General features: G+C 64.2%; 16 protein-coding genes. All 16 read right to left on the bottom strand.

Translation table 11 applies throughout. The annotated features are described in order from the left end of the window. Positions 1–35: 35 nt before the first annotated feature. The 16 genes from CRO48_RS29125 to CRO48_RS29205 all read right to left on the bottom strand — a co-directional run bounded on the left by CRO48_RS29125 (position 36) and on the right by CRO48_RS29205 (position 15,814). Positions 36–452, bottom strand: coding sequence for a hypothetical protein (locus CRO48_RS29125; RefSeq protein WP_097143170.1), 417 nt, complete (start codon positions 450–452; stop codon positions 36–38). A 165-nt stretch (positions 453–617) separates the two neighbouring features. Continuing rightward, complete coding sequence (locus CRO48_RS29130; protein ID WP_097143185.1) at positions 618–1,556, bottom strand: DUF2493 domain-containing protein; 939 nt, start codon at positions 1,554–1,556, stop codon at positions 618–620. A 328-nt stretch (positions 1,557–1,884) separates the two neighbouring features. Continuing rightward, positions 1,885–2,922 carry a DUF7146 domain-containing protein gene (locus tag CRO48_RS29135; RefSeq protein ID WP_097143171.1) on the bottom strand — a complete coding sequence of 346 codons (1,038 nt, stop codon included), beginning with the start codon at positions 2,920–2,922 and terminating at the stop codon, positions 1,885–1,887. Continuing rightward, the gene (locus CRO48_RS29140; RefSeq protein WP_097143172.1) at positions 2,922–7,271 is read right to left on the bottom strand and encodes a bifunctional class I SAM-dependent methyltransferase/DEAD/DEAH box helicase; all 4,350 of its coding nucleotides are present in this window, start codon (positions 7,269–7,271) and stop codon (positions 2,922–2,924) included. The genes CRO48_RS29135 and CRO48_RS29140 overlap by 1 nt, the downstream gene beginning before the upstream one ends. 208 nt (positions 7,272–7,479) lie before the next feature. Beyond that, positions 7,480–7,896, bottom strand: coding sequence for a hypothetical protein (locus CRO48_RS29145; protein WP_097143173.1), 417 nt, complete (start codon positions 7,894–7,896; stop codon positions 7,480–7,482). A 69-nt stretch (positions 7,897–7,965) separates the two neighbouring features. Beyond that, positions 7,966–8,160, bottom strand: a complete 195-nt coding sequence (locus tag CRO48_RS29150) for a hypothetical protein (protein WP_097143174.1) — start codon at positions 8,158–8,160, stop codon at positions 7,966–7,968. Continuing rightward, positions 8,142–8,570, bottom strand: a complete 429-nt coding sequence (locus CRO48_RS29155; RefSeq protein WP_097143175.1) for a hypothetical protein — start codon at positions 8,568–8,570, stop codon at positions 8,142–8,144. Before CRO48_RS29155 ends, CRO48_RS29150 begins: the two co-directional genes overlap by 19 nt. A 72-nt stretch (positions 8,571–8,642) precedes the next feature. Then, on the bottom strand, positions 8,643–9,191 hold the full coding sequence (locus CRO48_RS29160; RefSeq protein ID WP_097143176.1) for a hypothetical protein: 549 nt from the start codon (positions 9,189–9,191) through the stop codon (positions 8,643–8,645). A 155-nt stretch (positions 9,192–9,346) separates the two neighbouring features. Next, a complete protein-coding gene (locus tag CRO48_RS29165; protein ID WP_097143177.1) occupies positions 9,347–9,769 on the bottom strand; it encodes an antirestriction protein in 423 nt (140 codons plus the stop codon). A gap of 389 nt (positions 9,770–10,158) precedes the next feature. Then, on the bottom strand, positions 10,159–10,428 hold the full coding sequence (locus CRO48_RS29175) for a DUF6117 family protein (RefSeq protein WP_097143178.1): 270 nt from the start codon (positions 10,426–10,428) through the stop codon (positions 10,159–10,161). A gap of 84 nt (positions 10,429–10,512) precedes the next feature. Continuing rightward, a complete protein-coding gene (locus CRO48_RS29180; protein WP_097143179.1) occupies positions 10,513–10,932 on the bottom strand; it encodes a hypothetical protein in 420 nt (139 codons plus the stop codon). 97 nt (positions 10,933–11,029) lie between these two features. Further along, entirely contained in the window at positions 11,030–13,204 is a 2,175-nt protein-coding gene (locus CRO48_RS29185; RefSeq protein WP_097143180.1) for a ParB/RepB/Spo0J family partition protein, read from the bottom strand. 109 nt (positions 13,205–13,313) lie between these two features. Next, positions 13,314–13,655: a hypothetical protein gene (locus tag CRO48_RS29190; protein ID WP_097143181.1), complete on the bottom strand. Its 342-nt coding sequence runs from the start codon at positions 13,653–13,655 to the stop codon at positions 13,314–13,316. Beyond that, positions 13,642–14,085 carry a hypothetical protein gene (locus tag CRO48_RS29195; protein WP_097143182.1) on the bottom strand — a complete coding sequence of 148 codons (444 nt, stop codon included), beginning with the start codon at positions 14,083–14,085 and terminating at the stop codon, positions 13,642–13,644. The genes CRO48_RS29190 and CRO48_RS29195 overlap by 14 nt, the downstream gene beginning before the upstream one ends. Further along, positions 14,082–14,861: a hypothetical protein gene (locus CRO48_RS29200; RefSeq protein ID WP_097143183.1), complete on the bottom strand. Its 780-nt coding sequence runs from the start codon at positions 14,859–14,861 to the stop codon at positions 14,082–14,084. The genes CRO48_RS29195 and CRO48_RS29200 overlap by 4 nt, the downstream gene beginning before the upstream one ends. After that, positions 14,861–15,814, bottom strand: a complete 954-nt coding sequence (locus CRO48_RS29205; protein ID WP_097143184.1) for an ArdC family protein — start codon at positions 15,812–15,814, stop codon at positions 14,861–14,863. The genes CRO48_RS29200 and CRO48_RS29205 overlap by 1 nt, the downstream gene beginning before the upstream one ends. Positions 15,815–16,008: the final 194 nt, after the last annotated feature.

Raw genomic sequence — 16,008 nt, forward strand, 5'->3', positions numbered from 1 at the left:
GGTTTTTTCCATGGAAGCAGCAGGTCGCGCCCGCTTCAGCGCGAGAGGATCGCCGTACCGAGGGCGTTGAGATTGAGCAGCGCCGCAACGCCAATGAACAGGCCACCGGCTCCGCCGAGCAGGTTCAGCGCAACCGTGGAATCGATGAAGTTCTTCGTGACCCCGTGGACGAGCGCGTAGCCGGCGATGGTCGCGGGGATCGCGAAGACAGCAAGCGCGATCAGCCGCAAGGCCGGGTTCTTCGCAAAGCCCACAACGGCGATGACCAGCGCCACGGAAAGCAGCGCCGCGCCAATGGCAGCAAGCCCCGACATCAGGAAACCGGCCTCCATTCCATGAACATATTGGAAGGCGGAAAGCCCGACCATGAAGGGCAAGGCATAGATGGCGAAGTTATAGGCGATCACGCACATGGCGATCGTCAGGGAGATGACGAGCAGGATCAGGGTCATGACAGCCTCCAGATGAACGGTTGAGGATCACGTCAGGCTGCCAGGAGATACGCTCCGCCTGCGACTATGCCAGTTCACCGTTGCTGCAAGGATGCTCCATTTGAGCCAGATCAATGGGATTTCGTCAAGTATTGGCGGTTGAAACAGCCGCCGAGCGGCGGCGCTTTACGCGCCGCCGTCGAACTTCATGACGGGAATGCCGAGATTGCGGGCCTTGTCCTCGAGATTGCCCTGGATGCCGCCACCGCCGAAGATGAGAACGCCGACCGGAATGACTTCGAGCATGGTATCGTTGCGCTTGAAGGGCGCCTGTTTCGACGAATACTTCTTGAAGTCCGGTTCGAAGGCGATCTGCGTCACCTTGCGGATGCCTGCCCAGTCGGAAGCGATCTTTTCGGCGCCTGTCTTGGCGCCGCCGTGGATGAGCACCATATCAGCATGCTTTGCATGGACCTGATCGAGCTTCGCCCAGATCAGGTGATGGTCGTTGAAGTTCGTGCCGCCGGAGACGGCAACCTTCGGTCCGGCGGGCAGCAGCACCTCTTTCTCCGCTTGGCGCTTCGCAGCAAGGAAGTCGCGGCTGTCGATCATCGCGGCGGTCAAGTTGCGGTGGCTGATTTTCGAGCCGTTGCGCGGCCGCCAAGCGCTGCCGGTGTGGTGCTCGAAGGCTTCTGTGGCGACTTCACGGAAGAGTTCCATGCTGTTGCGCCGCTCGATCATGGTCTGCCCCTCCGCCGTCAGGCGTTCGAGTTCGACCGACTTCACCTCGCTGCCATCCTGTTCTCTCTGAAGGCGGCGCTGTGCCTGCTCGTTGTCGTCAAGCTCGCGTTCGACCCGGCTGGCGGCGCGATGGAAGAGATTGACGGTTCCCCAGAGCAGCTCTTCGAGATCGGGTTCGAGGCGAGTGTCGCCGAGTGTGGCGATGAGGGCGTCGAAGATGTCTGCGACCGCGGCGGCGACGGTATTGCCCTCCGGCAGCGGTCGAGGATCGGGTTCGTCCTGAAACGGACGCCAGCCGTAGAGCTGGAGTTCCGTGAGGACATGATCGGTGGGAGATGAGGCGTGGACCGGCTCGAAACCTGCATCATCGTCTTCGTTCGTCATCGGGAGCGTCCTTTGTCTGGAGACCGCGCCCATCGCGGCCTTCGCAGGCGTCGAAGCTCACGGGCAGGACGGACTGGCAGCCCTCGCACTCCCGCGAGGGCCTTGATGGCCGGGTTCCGGCTATTTTGTTTCGCGCTGCAAAGGCGGCATCGCCGCCGGCGGAAAATAGCCGGGACACGGCCATTGCTTGGCCGGCCAGCTTGTGAGCCGATCGTCCTCTCAGAAGGCCGTGGGCGCCGCTCTCTCCGACACGAGAAGGATGCTTCCGATGATGAATGGAGGCGGCAGGTGGAGATGCCCTTCCGCACCTCATCCCCCGCCGATGTCCTCATCCCTCCATGAATCGGCTAACGTCTTCGGGATGAAGCTGGTCCTTCAGAGCCGCCCGAAGGGCGTCGACGCCGCGCCAGCGCAGATCGTCGTTGAAGTCCTCGCCGACCGGCGACACCGGGATCGCCTGGATGCCGACGCTCGCTGCTCTGTCGATCAGGCTGTCTCTCGCGCTATCGCCTGCCGGATCGCGATCTCTGAGGACATAGAGCCTGCGCAGTGTCGCCGGGAACAGGATGGCAGCGAGATGTGCCGCCGAAAGCGCCGCCAGCATCGGCATGTGGGGCAAGACCTGACGGGGCGACAGCACGGTTTCGATGCCCTCGCCGGCCGCGAGCACCTCACCGGCAACGCCGAAGCGGACGCCGTGCCCGAGAAGGTCACCCATCGCCCGCCTCGGTGTCTCGACAGGCGCCTTGCCCGAACCGTCCGGGGAAAGCCAGGTGCGGTGAGCGCCGGTCTGCTTGCCGTCGAGATCGGTCACGGACGCGACAATCGCCGGCCAGATCTCCGTGGGCGAATGCTCATCGGGCCTGTAATAGCACCGCGAATGGTAGCGCAGCGCGGAGCCACCGACGAGCGACGTGATCGCCCTGCTTCTGAGGTAGATTTCCGCAAGGGTGCCGCCGATCGGCTGCGACATGGCGAAGAGCCGCCGGGACGCTTCAGGCGAACCGATGACAATGTTTGAAGTCATTCCGGTCGGCGTTCTCGGCCTCGAAGGTTCGGGATGGGGCAGCGAGAGGAACCGGCGCGCTTCCTCGGCTACGTCCTTGAAGTCGATGAGGCCGAGCGCCTCGCGGATGACGTCGAGGAGATCGCCATGCTCGCCCGTCGCGCCGTCGGTCCATTTGCCGGCCGGGCCTTTGGCTGTGTCCTTCAGACGGACATAGAGGGAGCGGCCGGGGCTGTTCTGGACGTCCCCGACCAGCCAGTAATTGCCGGAGCGACGGCCGGAGGACAGATATTCGCGGCAGACCGCCTCGGCCTGCCTGCCGAGACGGATTGCCAGATCGGAAGCACCGTGACGGGCCATCACGCAGCCTCCCGCTCGCCGATGCGCTCGACCGGCCAGCGGTCGAGGAGCTTGGCGAGAACGACCGGCCCGTTGGCATCGACAGGCACGAACATCCTGAGCTTCCACGAGATAATCTCGTGGAACAAGCCGTAGGCCGTCAGGCGCTCGCGCATGGTGTCGTCGAAGCCGGAAAGCTCGATGCGGTTGGCGCCCATGACACGGACACGGCGAAGCTGGAGACCCTCGGCGAGATCGAGGATGGTGCGTCCGTCCATCAGCGCCGTGAAGGCTTCGTCGGGCGTTAGCGACGTCGTGCCGGTCGTGGTCGCTGTTGCGGCCCAGGCCGGCGAGACACGGCGACCGATGATGCGCTCACCTTCGTCGGTCTGAAGACGATAGACGCGGGTGGATTCCTGTGGCAGCCGCTTCCAGATCGGTAGCAACAGGCCGGCGACGACATGGATGGTGCCGTCGGTGAACTCCGGCACCTCGGCCAGCTCGGCGTTCCAGGCCGCGGCAAAGGCATCATGGTCGGCTTCGAGCCAATAGGTCTCGGCCATCAGCTTCACCGGGATGTTATGCCCTTCCATCGGCCGGATCAGGCGGACACGCCGTTCGATCTCGCCATCGTCGAGCATGACGCTCGTGGTTGGGATCTGCACGGCGGCGCGGCCCGACCGTTCGTTGATCAGCAGTCTGGCGCGCGGATCGTCCAGATGGCCGAGGGCTTCGGCCAGCGTGACCGGCCGGTTGCGCTTGCGCTCGGTGATGGTCACCAGGCGAGTTTCGGCGCCGGTGCCCGGATGGACATAGATGGTCTTGCGGTCGATGACGACGAAGCTCTCGGCCGTCAGCGTCTCCAGCCCGACATCATAGGTGCCGCTGGCGATCGCCCCTTCGATCTTAGCCGTGAGAAGCTGCTCGAAGGCGGCGAAGAGGATGCCCTGAAGCTCGATCGTCAGCGCCAGCAGACGATTGAGGAAGGTGGTGATGGGCGGAAGATCGTCCTTTATACCCGTCGAGTCCATCAGCTTCAGGCCGGTGGCGTCTTCGAAACGGTCGAGGCTGCATCCTTCGACCTTGCCACGGACCAGCAGGAGATAGAGCTGGCGCAGCGCATCGCGGGCATAGACGCTCTCCAGATTGTCCTCGGGGCGGAACAGGCCCTGGCCGCCGGTCTGGCGCTGGCCGCGGGTGATCGCGCCCAGCGTGTCGAGACGGCGAGCAATGGTCGAGCGGAAGCGCTTCTCGGCCTTGACGTTGGTGGCGATCGGCCGGAAGAGCGGCGGCTGTGCCTGGTTGGTGCGGTGAGTACGGCCGAGCCCCTGGATCGCCTTGTCCGCCTTCCAGCCGGGTTCGAGCAGGTAGTGGACGCGCAGCCGCGTGTTCTTCGCCGAAAGCTCGGCGTGATAGGACCTGCCCGTGCCGCCGGCGTCGGAGAAGACGAGTACGCGCTTATCATCGTCCATAAAGGCTTGCGTCTCGGAGAGGTTGGCGGAAGCCGCACGGCTCTCAACCACGAGACGGTCGATATCACCGGAGCTGCGTTTCCGGACGATGCGGCGAGAGCGGCCCGTCACCTCGGCAACCATGTCAGTCCCGAAATGCTGGACAAGTTGGTCGAGGGCGCCGGGAACCGGCGGCAGGCTGGCGAGGTTCTCGATCAGGGCATCGCGGCGGGCGACCGCCTCGCGGCTCTCGACCGGCTGGCCGTCCCGATAGACCGGCCGTGACGACATGTTGCCTTCCGAATCCGTGAAGGGCTCGTAGAGCTGCACCGGGAAGGAATGGGAAAGGTAATCAAGGACATACTCGCGAGGAGTGATGTCCACGCGGACGTCGTTCCATTCCTCTGTCGGCAGGTCTCCCAGCCTGCGCTCCATCAGCGCCTCACCGGTCGAGACGATCTGGACGACGGCCGAATGGCCTTCTTCGAGATCGCGGGTGATCGACCGGATCAGTGTCGGGGATTTCATCGACGTCAGCAGATGCCCGAAAAACCTCTGCTTGGCCGACTCGAAAGCGCTGCGGGCGGCGGATTTCGCCTGCTTGTTCAGCGTGCCCGTGTCGCCGGTGATATTGGCGGCCTGCATCGCGGCGTCCAGATTATTATGAATGATCTGGAACGCGCCAGCATAGGCATCATAGATGCGACGCTGCTCGGGCGCCAGCTCATGCTCGACCAGCTCATATTCCACGCCATCGAAGGAGAGCGAGCGGGCGGTGTAGAGGCCGAGCGCGCGAAGGTCGCGGGCGAGAACCTCCATGGCCGCAACGCCGCCGTCCTCGATCGCCGTGACGAACTCAGCCCGGTTGGAGAAGGGAAAGTCCTTGCCACCCCAGAGGCCAAGCCGCTGGGCATAGGCGAGATTGTGGACCGTGGTGGCGCCGGTCGCGGAAACATAGGTGACGCGGGCGTTCGGAAGCGCATGCTGGAGACGCAGGCCGGCGCGGCCCTGCTGCGATGCGGCAACCTCGCCGCGTTCTCCCTTGCCGCCACCGGCGTTCTGCATCTCGTGCGCCTCGTCGAAAATAATGGCTCCGTCAAAGTCCTTTCCCAACCATTCGACGATCTGTTTGACGCGCGAAACCCTTGTCCCACGGTCGTCGGAGCGTAGCGTGGCATAGGTCGTAAATAGGACGCCTTCCGGCAGCGTGATCGGCTTGCCCTGCGGGAAGCGCGATAGCGGCGTCACCAGCAGGCGCTCCATACCGAGCGCGCTCCAGTCCCTTTGCGCGTCTTCGATCAACTTGTCGGATTTGGAGATCCACACCGCCTTGCGGCGGCCCTGCATCCAGTTGTCGAGGATGATGCTCGCGGATTCACGGCCCTTGCCGACGCCAGTGCCATCACCGATCATGAAGCCACGCCGGAAACGCACGGCATTCTTCGCGTCTTCGGGTGCCGCGCTGACGAGATCGAAGGTCTCGTCCACCGTCCACGAACCGGCGAGATAGTCGGAATGGGCCTCGCCGGCATAGATCAGGGTTTCGAGTTGTGCGTCGGAGAGCAGGCCGTGAATGTTGGTCGGTAAGTGTGGCCGGTAGCTTGGCTTCGGCGGCGCAACACTCGCCATCGCCACCGATTGCACGAGCTTGGTCGGATGCGCCGTAGAGCCGGGAATACGGATAACCTGAAGTCCGTATTCCTCGTAGATGGCGTCGGAGATACGGCCATCCTCGGCCGCCTGCCAGTCGACGGTCTCGTATTCGAGCGCCACGGCTTCGGGCTCGGCCAGCGGCGCGGAAGGAGCCGGCCTTGCGGCAGCGGCACGGTTCAGATAGCCGCGCACGGTGCGGGGCGCGGGCGCGGTGACCACAGGGACCGCGACGGACGGATCGACAGGCAGGCGCACAGGCAGATGCGTGTCGAGCCAGCCCATCAGCGTAGCAACATCCGGCGCGACACCGGGAGCGGCCGGAAAGAGAGCCGGATCATCGGCGGGCAGCTTGTCGATGACGGTGATCCGTGTCGGGATCGTCGTGCCGTGCTTGGCATAGACCGAGCCGTCGATCGCGGCGGAGAAGACGACGCGACCCCGCTCCTGCAGCCGGGTAAAGGCAGGAGTCCAGGCAACATTGTCAGGCGCGAAGTTCGCGCCGGTGATCGTCACCAGTCGTCCGCCGGGTGCAAGACGCGCCAGCGCCGAGGCGACGTGGCGATAGGCGGCGTCGGCCATGCGACCCTCAACATTGGCCATGGCAGAAAATGGTGGGTTCATCAGCACGATGGAAGGAACCAGACCGGGATCGAGATGATCGTCGATCTGGGCAGCATCGAAGCGGGTGACGGAAACGGCCGGAAACAGGGAAGAAAGCAGGCCGGCGCGCAGCTCGGCCAGCTCGTTGAGCACAAGCGCGCCTCCGGCGATCTCGGCGAGAATGGCGAGCAGCCCGGTGCCGGCCGAAGGTTCCAGCACACGATCGGCGGGCGTGATCGCCGCTGCCGTCGCGGCCACCAGGCCGAGCGGAACCGGCGTCGAGAATTGCTGGAAGGTCTGTGCCTCTTCGGATCGCCGTGTGTGGGTCGGCAGGAGGCTGGCGATTTTCGACAGGGCGGAAAGTCGTGCAGCCGGAGAACCGGCTTTACGGAAAAGCGCCTTTCCGTATTTGCGCAGGAAGAGGACGGTTGCGGCCTCGCAGGCGTCATAGCCGGTTTTCCAGTCCCAGGCGCCGGCCGCATCGGAAGCTCCGAAAGCGGTTTCCATTGCGGCGCGCAGCGTAACGGCATCGACACGCTGGCCGCGCTCGAGATGGGGAAGAAGAAGATCGGCGGCCGCGAAGACGGAAGCGGCCGTGTCGGTGTCGGAAGCAAGCGGGAGTGACGCGGAAGCAGGAGCCGCCGCAGATGCGGAAATCATGTTCATGGGAACGACCTCGGGAGAGCAGAACAGGATTGAGCCGCGCAGCGCTCTCTCTCGACCGCACAGGCTCAAACCCGTCCCGGCAACCCTCTCCCTCTCCGTCCCGAGGAAAGACGCCCGACTACGAGGTGGAAATAGCCGTGGCTGCCATGACAAGAGCACCCGACCGTTGGGTGGGACGCTCAGCCGATAGACGTGGGTTTCGATGATCTCAGGCATCAGGATCACCTTCATCGAGAACCTGGGCGAGCCAACCATCGGTATAGGTCCATGCGACGGTCTCGCCGGTGGCGAGATCAAGGACGTGCGCCCCGCCGCCGAAACCATCGATCCGCGGGCGTGAGCAGGTGTTGGCGTACTGGAAACCCCAACGACCTGTCAGGCCGAACTCGGCCGCGCAGATCTTCACGAACTGGATCAGACGCTCGGGATCGCCGGTGACGTCATCGTGCATCCAGAGCTGAGTGCCACCATGTTCGGGCTGGATCGAGAGAAGGAAGCCCTCGGAAGGCGGTTCCTCCGAGGCGCCTTCCTCGGAGAGCTTGTTGTAAAGGTCGAGCGCGCGGGCGGCATTGTCGGGCGTGCCGACGTCGAGCAGGCAGGAGAAATGAGTGAAGTAGTTGGCCATATCAGGCTCCTGAAACGCAAATGCCCGGCGCGATGGCCGGGCGAGGTTGAGGGGATGCTTGCGGCTATGTCAGAGGCGGAAGTGGGCCACGAGCCGCTGCGCGTCGGCGTGATGCCGGAGCATTTCGCGATAGAAGCGCTTGCGGGCTTCCCGCTTCGCCGGATCGCGGCGGGCGCTGCGCGCGAGCCTGCGGCGCGCGGCGCGGATGACGGCCCGGTTGCTGTCCCAGACCATGATGTCGAGCCTCAGATAGGTGGCGTACATTTGAGCCCCCTACAGTTGATGCGTTCGCACAGGGCGTCGATCCGGGTCAGATCAAGGCCGGCGTGAGCGCCGTCATTGGTGAGGATGCTCCCGAGCGGCGGATCGATGTCGCCCCGCGCAAGGGCGATCTGAAGCAGCCGGAGACCAGCCAGTACGGCATCGCGCTCCTGGGCCGTGACCGCGACGGTCAGGAACGCTTCGATGGTCTCGTCATCTTCGAGCAGGCGAACGCCGTCGTCCGCGTCGATTTCGAAGTCGTCATATTCCGACACAGAGCCGGTAGCGAACCATTCGCCTTCATACATGAAGCTGTTGGCGAGGCTTCGCGCCTGCTCCGGCGTCGCAGCCTCGACGACGGTTTCGTAATAGACCAGGGCATCATGGCGTGCGGTGACAACAAATTTCGGCATGGGGGACTCCTCAAATGAAAGCGCCCGGCGCGGGGGCCGGGCTGGATCGGGGAATGTGGTGGGGCATCGGGGTCAGGCAGCCTGGAACAGCGCTGCCCGGACGGTCTGCCGCCAATCAGGATGAACCAGGCGGCCTTCGAGGACGCTGGCGCGGAAACGAAGCACGCGGGCGGTGCTGTGATTGTCCCATCCGGCCTCCAGGGAGGCTTCGCCGCGCAGCTTGCTCGCCTTTGCCACGACAAGGCGGGCCTCGCCGTCGGAGGCGACGGGATCGCACCATCGGATGCCGCGCTGCCACGGCTCGCCGGCAAGCACTTGCCGGTGCTCACCGTCAACGACAACAAACAGCCGGGGCTGGAAACCGATGGCATCGTCGTCGCCGGTGACGATACGGCTCTGTCGGGCAATCCCTTCGACGAAGGCGATCGCCTCATCGAGCGAGCCGCATTGCGCCAGTTCGATCGTGGTAACCGTGGAATAGGAACCGTAGATTGGATCGTCTTCCGGATACTCAATTTCTCCGAGGCAGGTGACGCGCAGGGGAAATTTCCGGGAGGCCAACAGAGCGGCAACGGCGCGCGAAACTGGAACGCCGGCATTCGCAAAGGTGAAACTGTTCATCACGATATCTCCGCGACGGGCGGCGGAAGCCTCTCTCCCGACCCTCATCCCGCCACGGCCAAACCGGCCCTACTCTCCCTCTCATCGCTCTCGCATTGCGGCCGTGGCCGGCATGAAAAAAGCGCCCCACCGATCGGCAGGACGCTTTTTGAGATTCAATCGATGGCCTGGAATATCTCGGACGCCTCGGGATGGCCGTCCAGATTGTCGCGAAGGCGGTGGAAGCTTTCCACCAGTAGGTCGGATTCGTATTGGAAGGTGAGATGCGAAAGCGTGAACATCGTGGCGATGATGCCGGCGGCCTCCGCCGAGACCTCGCCACGAAACTCCGTGAGGCCGCTTTCGATCCGGTAACGTGGCCTGGACGTCGGTGCGAGGAACAGCGGCTGATCATGATGCTCGTAGAAATTCCAGAAGCCGCCGCGATAGTCGTCGGGGCTGAGCCGCTCCATGATCGTATAGACCGCGGCCTCGGCGACGATGAAGAGCCGATGCCCGAACAGCGTCGGCAGGAACTTCCCGCGGCGATGATCCGGAACGAGGGTTGCAAAATGAGAAGTAGCGACTTGCGTAGACATGGAACTGGTTCTCCGGAGAGCGGAAAAGGACAGGACCGGACGGCGCTCTCTCTTTGCCCGTCCGAACCCATCCCGGCCCCGCAGCACTCTTCCTCTCAGTCCCAAAGTTCGTCCGCGATCTCGCGCGTGAGCATGGTCCGTGCCTTCATCATCACGTCCGTCACCGGACGTGTCGATATGCCCATAGAACCGCGCGCGTCGACCATTCTCGGTCCAGTCGGCATAATAGCAGTAGGTCTGTTCCGTGCGCCGGAAGGCCCTCATGTCGGATGCCCAGTGCGGCTTCGGCTCGACGACAACGGTGACGGTGCCATGCGTCTCCTCCCACGGAAGCGAACGCTCCGCGGGAGGATTGCTGCGATCGTCGGCGAAGATCTCGTCGATCGTCGTCATGATGCACCTCCGTCTTCGGGGTTCTCGATGAAACCGGCCGGATCGTCGGGATCGGGCGGCAGATAGAGATCGTAAGGATTGCCGTCGGCGAGATGGCCGAACGGCGTCATGACGATATCGCCGTCATCCGCGCGGCCTACGGCGCAGACGACATAGCGACGCTCGCGGGTGACGGCATCCAGGCACTCCATGAGTGCGAGATTGCCGTCGCCGGCGGCGCGAAGCAGGGTGTTGAAGTTCGTGCGGGCATGGTCGGGGATGGCCATGAGGTTTCTCCAGAAACGAAAAAGCCCGGCGCGATGGCCGGGCCGGGTTGATCGGGAAGGTATGTGCTCAAAGCGCCGCGCGGTTTATGGATTTATCGGAATGTACTGACCGAGAACCGGCGTCAGCGCGTCGTTGATCGCGTGCAGAAGTGCCGTGCGCTCGCCGTCCGACAGACGGGAGAGCGCATGGTCGGGGATGAGATTGTTGACCGCGTGGGTGGCATCGTCGATCAGGCCGTCGAATTCCTCGGAGGCGAGAGCGGCACTATCCGGGACCGCCTCCTGACCGGCCTCCGTGCCGTCATCGACGAAGCCGTCGATGACGACGACATCGAGCGTATAGCTGCCGATCATCGTGTCGTCGGACAGGAATCCGGCGCCCATCAGCCGCGAACGAATGGCATCGTCGGTGGCCTCTGCGGCCCAGACATATTCCTTTCGCTCGTCAATCAGGACGCCGCTTTCGTCCTCCAGGTCGAATTCGAGAGTGGCATGAATTTTCATCGTTATTCTCCAAAACAAAAAAGCCCGGCATGGGACCGGGCTGTGAAACAAGGGAGGGAAGACAGCGGGGCGACCTGAGTCACCCCGCCGATGCGACCTATTCGGCAGCCACCAGATGTTCGGGTTCCTCACTGCTGGCGCCGTCGTCCGCGGCATCCTCGTCGTCATCGCCTGCGAGGAAATCGGGCAGCGCCGCTTCGTCACCGCCATCGCCGTCTGCCGATGGTTCCACGGCCTGATCGGCATCGGAACCGGCAAGACGCAGCGGCTCCGGCAGCCAGCCGGTATCCGCCAGCAGGCGCTCGGCCTCCTCGACCATTTTGGCCTTTTTCATGTCGGCAATCAGGTCGGCCATCCGATCACCGGCACCTTCGCGCACGGCTTCGAGAATGCGGATTTTGGGGACGCGGCCGAGATAGTTGACGGCCGTCGGCCGGAAACCTGCCTCCGCCATGTCTAGGCCGGTGACGCGGGCAAGGCGGTCGGCTTCCGCCATGCGGGTCTGAAGACCCTGTTCCGTTATGCCGGTCCCGCTGAAGGGGTTCGGCCGCTCATAGAGCGCGTTGATGCCGAACGAGACGCAATGCGCCAGCAGCGCCATGCGGCTGGTATCATCGAGCGCATGGAGCCAATCCCACAGCGCATCGGCGTCCGTCGGAAGATCCGCCTTCCATCCCGCGTGCCGCTCGGCGACCGACTTCGCATAGGGGCTGTCCTTGAGGTCGATGCCCTGCTCGCGGAAGTACACTTCCTGGACCGAGACTCGCACGGTCGATCCGGTGGTAGACTGCTTGAAGCGGTCGCGCACCAGCCGATGCAGCAGCGCCGTCATGGCGACATGCGGATTGGCGGCCACGGCGTCGCTCAGTGCCACGGTGCGATGCGCCGTCAACTCGATCACCAGCTTTTCGGGAAGAGGCTTGATCGTGTCCTCTTCTTCCTCGGGCTCGGCCGACTGCCCATCGATGGTGATGGTGGCGCGCTGAACATCAGGCGCCGCCGCACCATCCGTATCGCTGCCAGCTTCAGCCTCCGGCGTTCCGCCTTCGGCGCTCTCGACCGGCTCGTCCTCCGGACGGACCCAGCCGCGATCGACCGCAAGCGTTCCATCCTCGTCGATGCTGACGAAAACGCCGGCGATGGCGATGTCGGCGGGATCGTAGATCGCCGGACGACGCTCGAAAGCTTCGAGCTGCTTTTCGATCTCGCCGAGGCGCTGGTCGATGTCGGCGGGCAGTTCGTCAGCGCCTTCATGCTCGGCCTCGATCCGTTCATATTCGTCGCGAAGCGCCTGGCGGGCAGCCCGCTCCTCCTCGGTGAGATCGGCGAAGGTGAAGCCGAGCGAGCGCAGGCCGTGATCGTGGCCGTAGGGAAGATTGATATCGACCGTGATCCACTTCCAGCCCTCGGCCGAGATCTCGTCAGCGATGGTCTTCAGCTTCTCGGCAACCAGCCGGTCGAGAAGCGGCACGTCGTCGAGCCAGCCGTTTTCCTCATCGTCGAAGAGGTAGCGCGGCAGCACCGGGCCACCCGCTGCCATATAGGCGTCGATGCCGACGAAGGCCGCACGCCTGTCGGAAACCGGAACGCTGGTTTCGGTCAGTATGTTGCGGATGCGCCAGGGCTCGCGGTAGTGGGACTGCTGGAGGGCCTCCCAGACCTGCTCCTGGCGCTCGTGATGCGGATTCGCGGTGAACGCCTCCAGTTGCGCCAGCGTCATGCTGTTCTGGGCATAGGCTTCGTGCAGCACCGGCGAGACCTTGGCGAGCGCCATGCGCTGGTCGACATAGCGCTCGGTGGTGAAGTAGGCGCTGGCGACTTCTGCCTTGGTCATGCCGCCATCGACCATGCGCTTGAACGCCTTGAACTGGTCGAGCGGATGGAGCGCGCGCCGGAAGGTGTTCTCGGCGAGCGAGTCGTCGACAGCGCTGGTCTTCGCATCGGCCTTCTTGACGATGCAGGGAACGAGGCCATCGGCCGGGAAGCGCCCGGTCTCGACCAACCGCGCGACGGACCTGTAGCGGCGACCGCCGGCCGGGGTCTCGAAATCGCCGGTTTCGTTGCCGTCAGCATCAAGGATGGCGCGGACATTGAGACCCTGCACGAGGTCCTCGCGGCGGTCGATGTCCTGGGTGAGTTCGTCAAGGCCGGCTTCGACGTCGACTTCCCGCACGTTGTCGGCCGAGAGGTGGATGCGATTGAACGGAATGTCGCGCGACCGCGAGAAGACAATGATTGCAGGTGCGGACTTTTTCTTGGCAGCTCTTGCCATGGTGGGTTACTCCATGACGGGCAGCCGAGAGACTCTCTCTCGACCTACCAACCCGTCATGAAATCCCCAGCCTCTCTCTCCCTCTACAGCGCGGGAGGCAGGCTCGGCGTCACCAGTCGAAGCACCCAGGCCGCTGCGCGTTGACACCGTATTTCCGGCGCAGCGCCTCGATCGCCGCCTCCTGCCGCTCGATCCTGAGCCGTAGCCGGTCCATATCTGGACCTGACACCAGCAGAAAGCCGTCGAGAACGCGCCGGTATTCTACCTCGTCGGCGCCGGTCCACCGGCTCATCCGGCGATGATAGTATCGCGCCTTCGGACGCCGGCCGATCGTCTCGGCTTCGGCCCGGTCGCTGAGCGCACGCTCGGCAAGGGCGAGGTTGCGGCGGGTTTCCGCAAGACTGGTTTCCATGCGCGCCAGGGCCGCGCGCAACTGCTCACGGTCGATCATGGCCGCCGCCTTGCCCCGAAGTTTCATCGGGATCGTCAAGATCGAGATCCTGCTGCTGGAAGCGCGGCGGGATTTTCTCCTCCGGTCCCTGCCAGACGATCCGGCCGTTCTTCCAGATCGTGACGAAACCGCCACCTGAAGGCCGTGGCATCGGCGGCTTCGCCTCGAAATTCCGGCAACAGAAATCCGCCGTCGTCGCGGAGAAGACGGTCGAAGTCCGGCCGACGAGCAACACGCGGTCGCACGTTCCGGAAGGCCGTTTGACGCGCCGGCGCGAAAGGCCGAGCCGAAAATTTTCGTAGTCCCGCTGCTCGCGTTCGGGCGGGGCGTGCCAGTGGATGCAGTTTTTGCATCGGCCATCCTGCCGGGCATCAGGCCCATCGAGCGGAGGCCCGCCATTATGGCCGGACGGAAGGGAGCGTTCGGTCATACCGCGCCTCCCGTCCTGACCTCGGGCGTGACGCGAACCATGCGCCGGACGACGACGGGCCGCGTGTCGCTGGCCTGGGCGAGCCGCTCGATCAGCGCGAAATCCGCATCGGAGCATTTGCCGCACACCTCGATATCGACCCAATGACTGGCCCGGCCGAGATTGGAACCGCCAAGGCTGTGACCGTCGAGGATGTGGAGGCTTTCGTCCGGATCGATCGGACGGGCTTGTGAGGCGAGAAAAAGGATGCCGGAGCCGAGATTGCCGCAGAACAGCAGTTGGTCGGCTTCGGTCGCGTTCTGCCCAAGAGCGGCCTTGCGCCTGCCGATCTGCCGGAAGGCGTCGGCGAAGGTTGCCGGGTTGCGGGTGATCCGCACTGCGAGCTGCTGATGGAAGACCCACGGTGGCCTGTAGGGATCGAGCTTGCCGACCGCGATCTGATGGAGAAAATCGGTAAAGCTCGCCGGGTCCGCCGGATAAGGGCAAGTCCGCCAGATCTCGCGGACGCGGTGGCGCAACGGATCGGGGAACGCGAACAGCCGGGCACGGCCTTTGCGCCACCAGGCCGCCCGCTGGCTGCGGCGCTCGCGTTCGGCCTCGTCCCACCAGACGGCGCGGCGGGCCATTTCCTCGTCTACGCTGTGCTGACCGGCAGCGATGTCGTCGGCGAAAAGCGGCAGGGCCTCGCGTTCGAGGCGCTGCTTGCGCAGGAACGCCGCGCGTTTGCGCGACGTGTCTCCATAGGGTTCGGGTCTGTGCCAGCGACGGAAGCGCATCACGCGGCCCTCCTGTCGATGGCGGTTTCCGGTTCGGCGACGGGCCGCTCGTCCTCCGGCAGGAAGGACAAGATCCAGTCGGCCGCCTTGCTGGCTTGCGAGGCTGCGCGGACGATGACGCGATTGTCTGCGCGCATCGTATCGATCCACGCGCCAATGTAGTCGCTATGCCTCACGGTCGGGACGATCCCCATCGCCGCGCAGCAAAAGGCGCTCGAAATTTCGGCCACACATTCCTCGAAAAAATAAGGCTTTGAGCCAAAGGAACCGGACAAATCCCGATTGAGCCGGCTGTGATGGCCGCTCGCGTGACCGACTTCGTGGAGCGCAGTTCTGTGCCAGTTGATCGGCTCGAAATAGGCGGCGGGCGGAGGTACGTGCACCACATCGAGCGACGGAATGTAGAAAGCCTTATTGCCGCCGATGTGGAAGTCGATGCCTGTCGCCTTGATGAGCGCCTCAACGCGCGGCTCGATCATGCCGGGCGGCGGAGGTGGCGCGATGGTCTCGATCTCCTCGGGCAATCCTTCGCATTGCGCCGTGTTGAACACGGTGAAGCGTTTCAGGAAGGGGATAGCGTGGGCTTCCTCGCCGGCGTCGCGCGCACGCTTTTTCTCGTCGTCGGGGACGAAGCGGTCGGCATAGACGACAGTCGTGCCGCGTTCGCCCTTGCGGACATTTCCGCCAAGGGAAAGGGCCTGGCGGAAAGTGAGCCAGCCCTGAGCGGGAAAGCCGTGCTCGATGACGGCACCCCAGAGGATGAGAACATTGATGCCGCTGTAGCTGCGGCCGGTGCTGGCGTTTCTCGACAGTCCGAGCGGTGCTTTCGCTGCCGACGTGCCCCAGGGCTGCACCCAGGGAATACGTCCGGCCTCCAGCTCGGCGATGATCTTGTTGGTAATTTCGTCGTAAAGGTTTGCCCGATCCGATCCGGTACGGTCATATCTGGACATCGCGGTTCTCCGCGACGGGCGCCGGAAGCCTCTCTCCCAGCCCTCAACCCGTCGCGGAAAACCCGGCCCGCACTCTCACTCTAAGGGGGCGTTGCGGGGCAGGCTGTGCAGAAACTCGGCGACGATTCAGTGCGGGTGCGATGACGCGAACTGAATCGAGCGGGGTTCTCAGCCCCGCGACATCAGCGCCCCGG

It is taken from the genome of Rhizobium subbaraonis, assembly GCF_900220975.1.
Taxonomy (GTDB): Bacteria; Pseudomonadota; Alphaproteobacteria; order Rhizobiales; family Rhizobiaceae; genus Mycoplana; species Mycoplana subbaraonis.

What these genes read in the sequence shown, in the direction of transcription:
- CRO48_RS29125 (WP_097143170.1), bottom strand. Translation starts at nt 452, where the DNA reads ATGACCCTGATCCTGCTCGTCATCTCCCTGACGATCGCCATGTGCGTG.
- CRO48_RS29130 (WP_097143185.1), bottom strand. Translation starts at nt 1,556, where the DNA reads ATGACGAACGAAGACGATGATGCAGGTTTCGAGCCGGTCCACGCCTCA.
- CRO48_RS29135 (WP_097143171.1), bottom strand. Translation starts at nt 2,922, where the DNA reads ATGGCCCGTCACGGTGCTTCCGATCTGGCAATCCGTCTCGGCAGGCAG.
- CRO48_RS29140 (WP_097143172.1), bottom strand. Translation starts at nt 7,271, where the DNA reads ATGAACATGATTTCCGCATCTGCGGCGGCTCCTGCTTCCGCGTCACTC.
- CRO48_RS29145 (WP_097143173.1), bottom strand. Translation starts at nt 7,896, where the DNA reads ATGGCCAACTACTTCACTCATTTCTCCTGCCTGCTCGACGTCGGCACG.
- CRO48_RS29150 (WP_097143174.1), bottom strand. Translation starts at nt 8,160, where the DNA reads ATGTACGCCACCTATCTGAGGCTCGACATCATGGTCTGGGACAGCAAC.
- CRO48_RS29155 (WP_097143175.1), bottom strand. Translation starts at nt 8,570, where the DNA reads ATGCCGAAATTTGTTGTCACCGCACGCCATGATGCCCTGGTCTATTAC.
- CRO48_RS29160 (WP_097143176.1), bottom strand. Translation starts at nt 9,191, where the DNA reads ATGAACAGTTTCACCTTTGCGAATGCCGGCGTTCCAGTTTCGCGCGCC.
- CRO48_RS29165 (WP_097143177.1), bottom strand. Translation starts at nt 9,769, where the DNA reads ATGTCTACGCAAGTCGCTACTTCTCATTTTGCAACCCTCGTTCCGGAT.
- CRO48_RS29175 (WP_097143178.1), bottom strand. Translation starts at nt 10,428, where the DNA reads ATGGCCATCCCCGACCATGCCCGCACGAACTTCAACACCCTGCTTCGC.
- CRO48_RS29180 (WP_097143179.1), bottom strand. Translation starts at nt 10,932, where the DNA reads ATGAAAATTCATGCCACTCTCGAATTCGACCTGGAGGACGAAAGCGGC.
- CRO48_RS29185 (WP_097143180.1), bottom strand. Translation starts at nt 13,204, where the DNA reads ATGGCAAGAGCTGCCAAGAAAAAGTCCGCACCTGCAATCATTGTCTTC.
- CRO48_RS29190 (WP_097143181.1), bottom strand. Translation starts at nt 13,655, where the DNA reads ATGATCGACCGTGAGCAGTTGCGCGCGGCCCTGGCGCGCATGGAAACC.
- CRO48_RS29195 (WP_097143182.1), bottom strand. Translation starts at nt 14,085, where the DNA reads ATGACCGAACGCTCCCTTCCGTCCGGCCATAATGGCGGGCCTCCGCTC.
- CRO48_RS29200 (WP_097143183.1), bottom strand. Translation starts at nt 14,861, where the DNA reads ATGCGCTTCCGTCGCTGGCACAGACCCGAACCCTATGGAGACACGTCG.
- CRO48_RS29205 (WP_097143184.1), bottom strand. Translation starts at nt 15,814, where the DNA reads ATGTCCAGATATGACCGTACCGGATCGGATCGGGCAAACCTTTACGAC.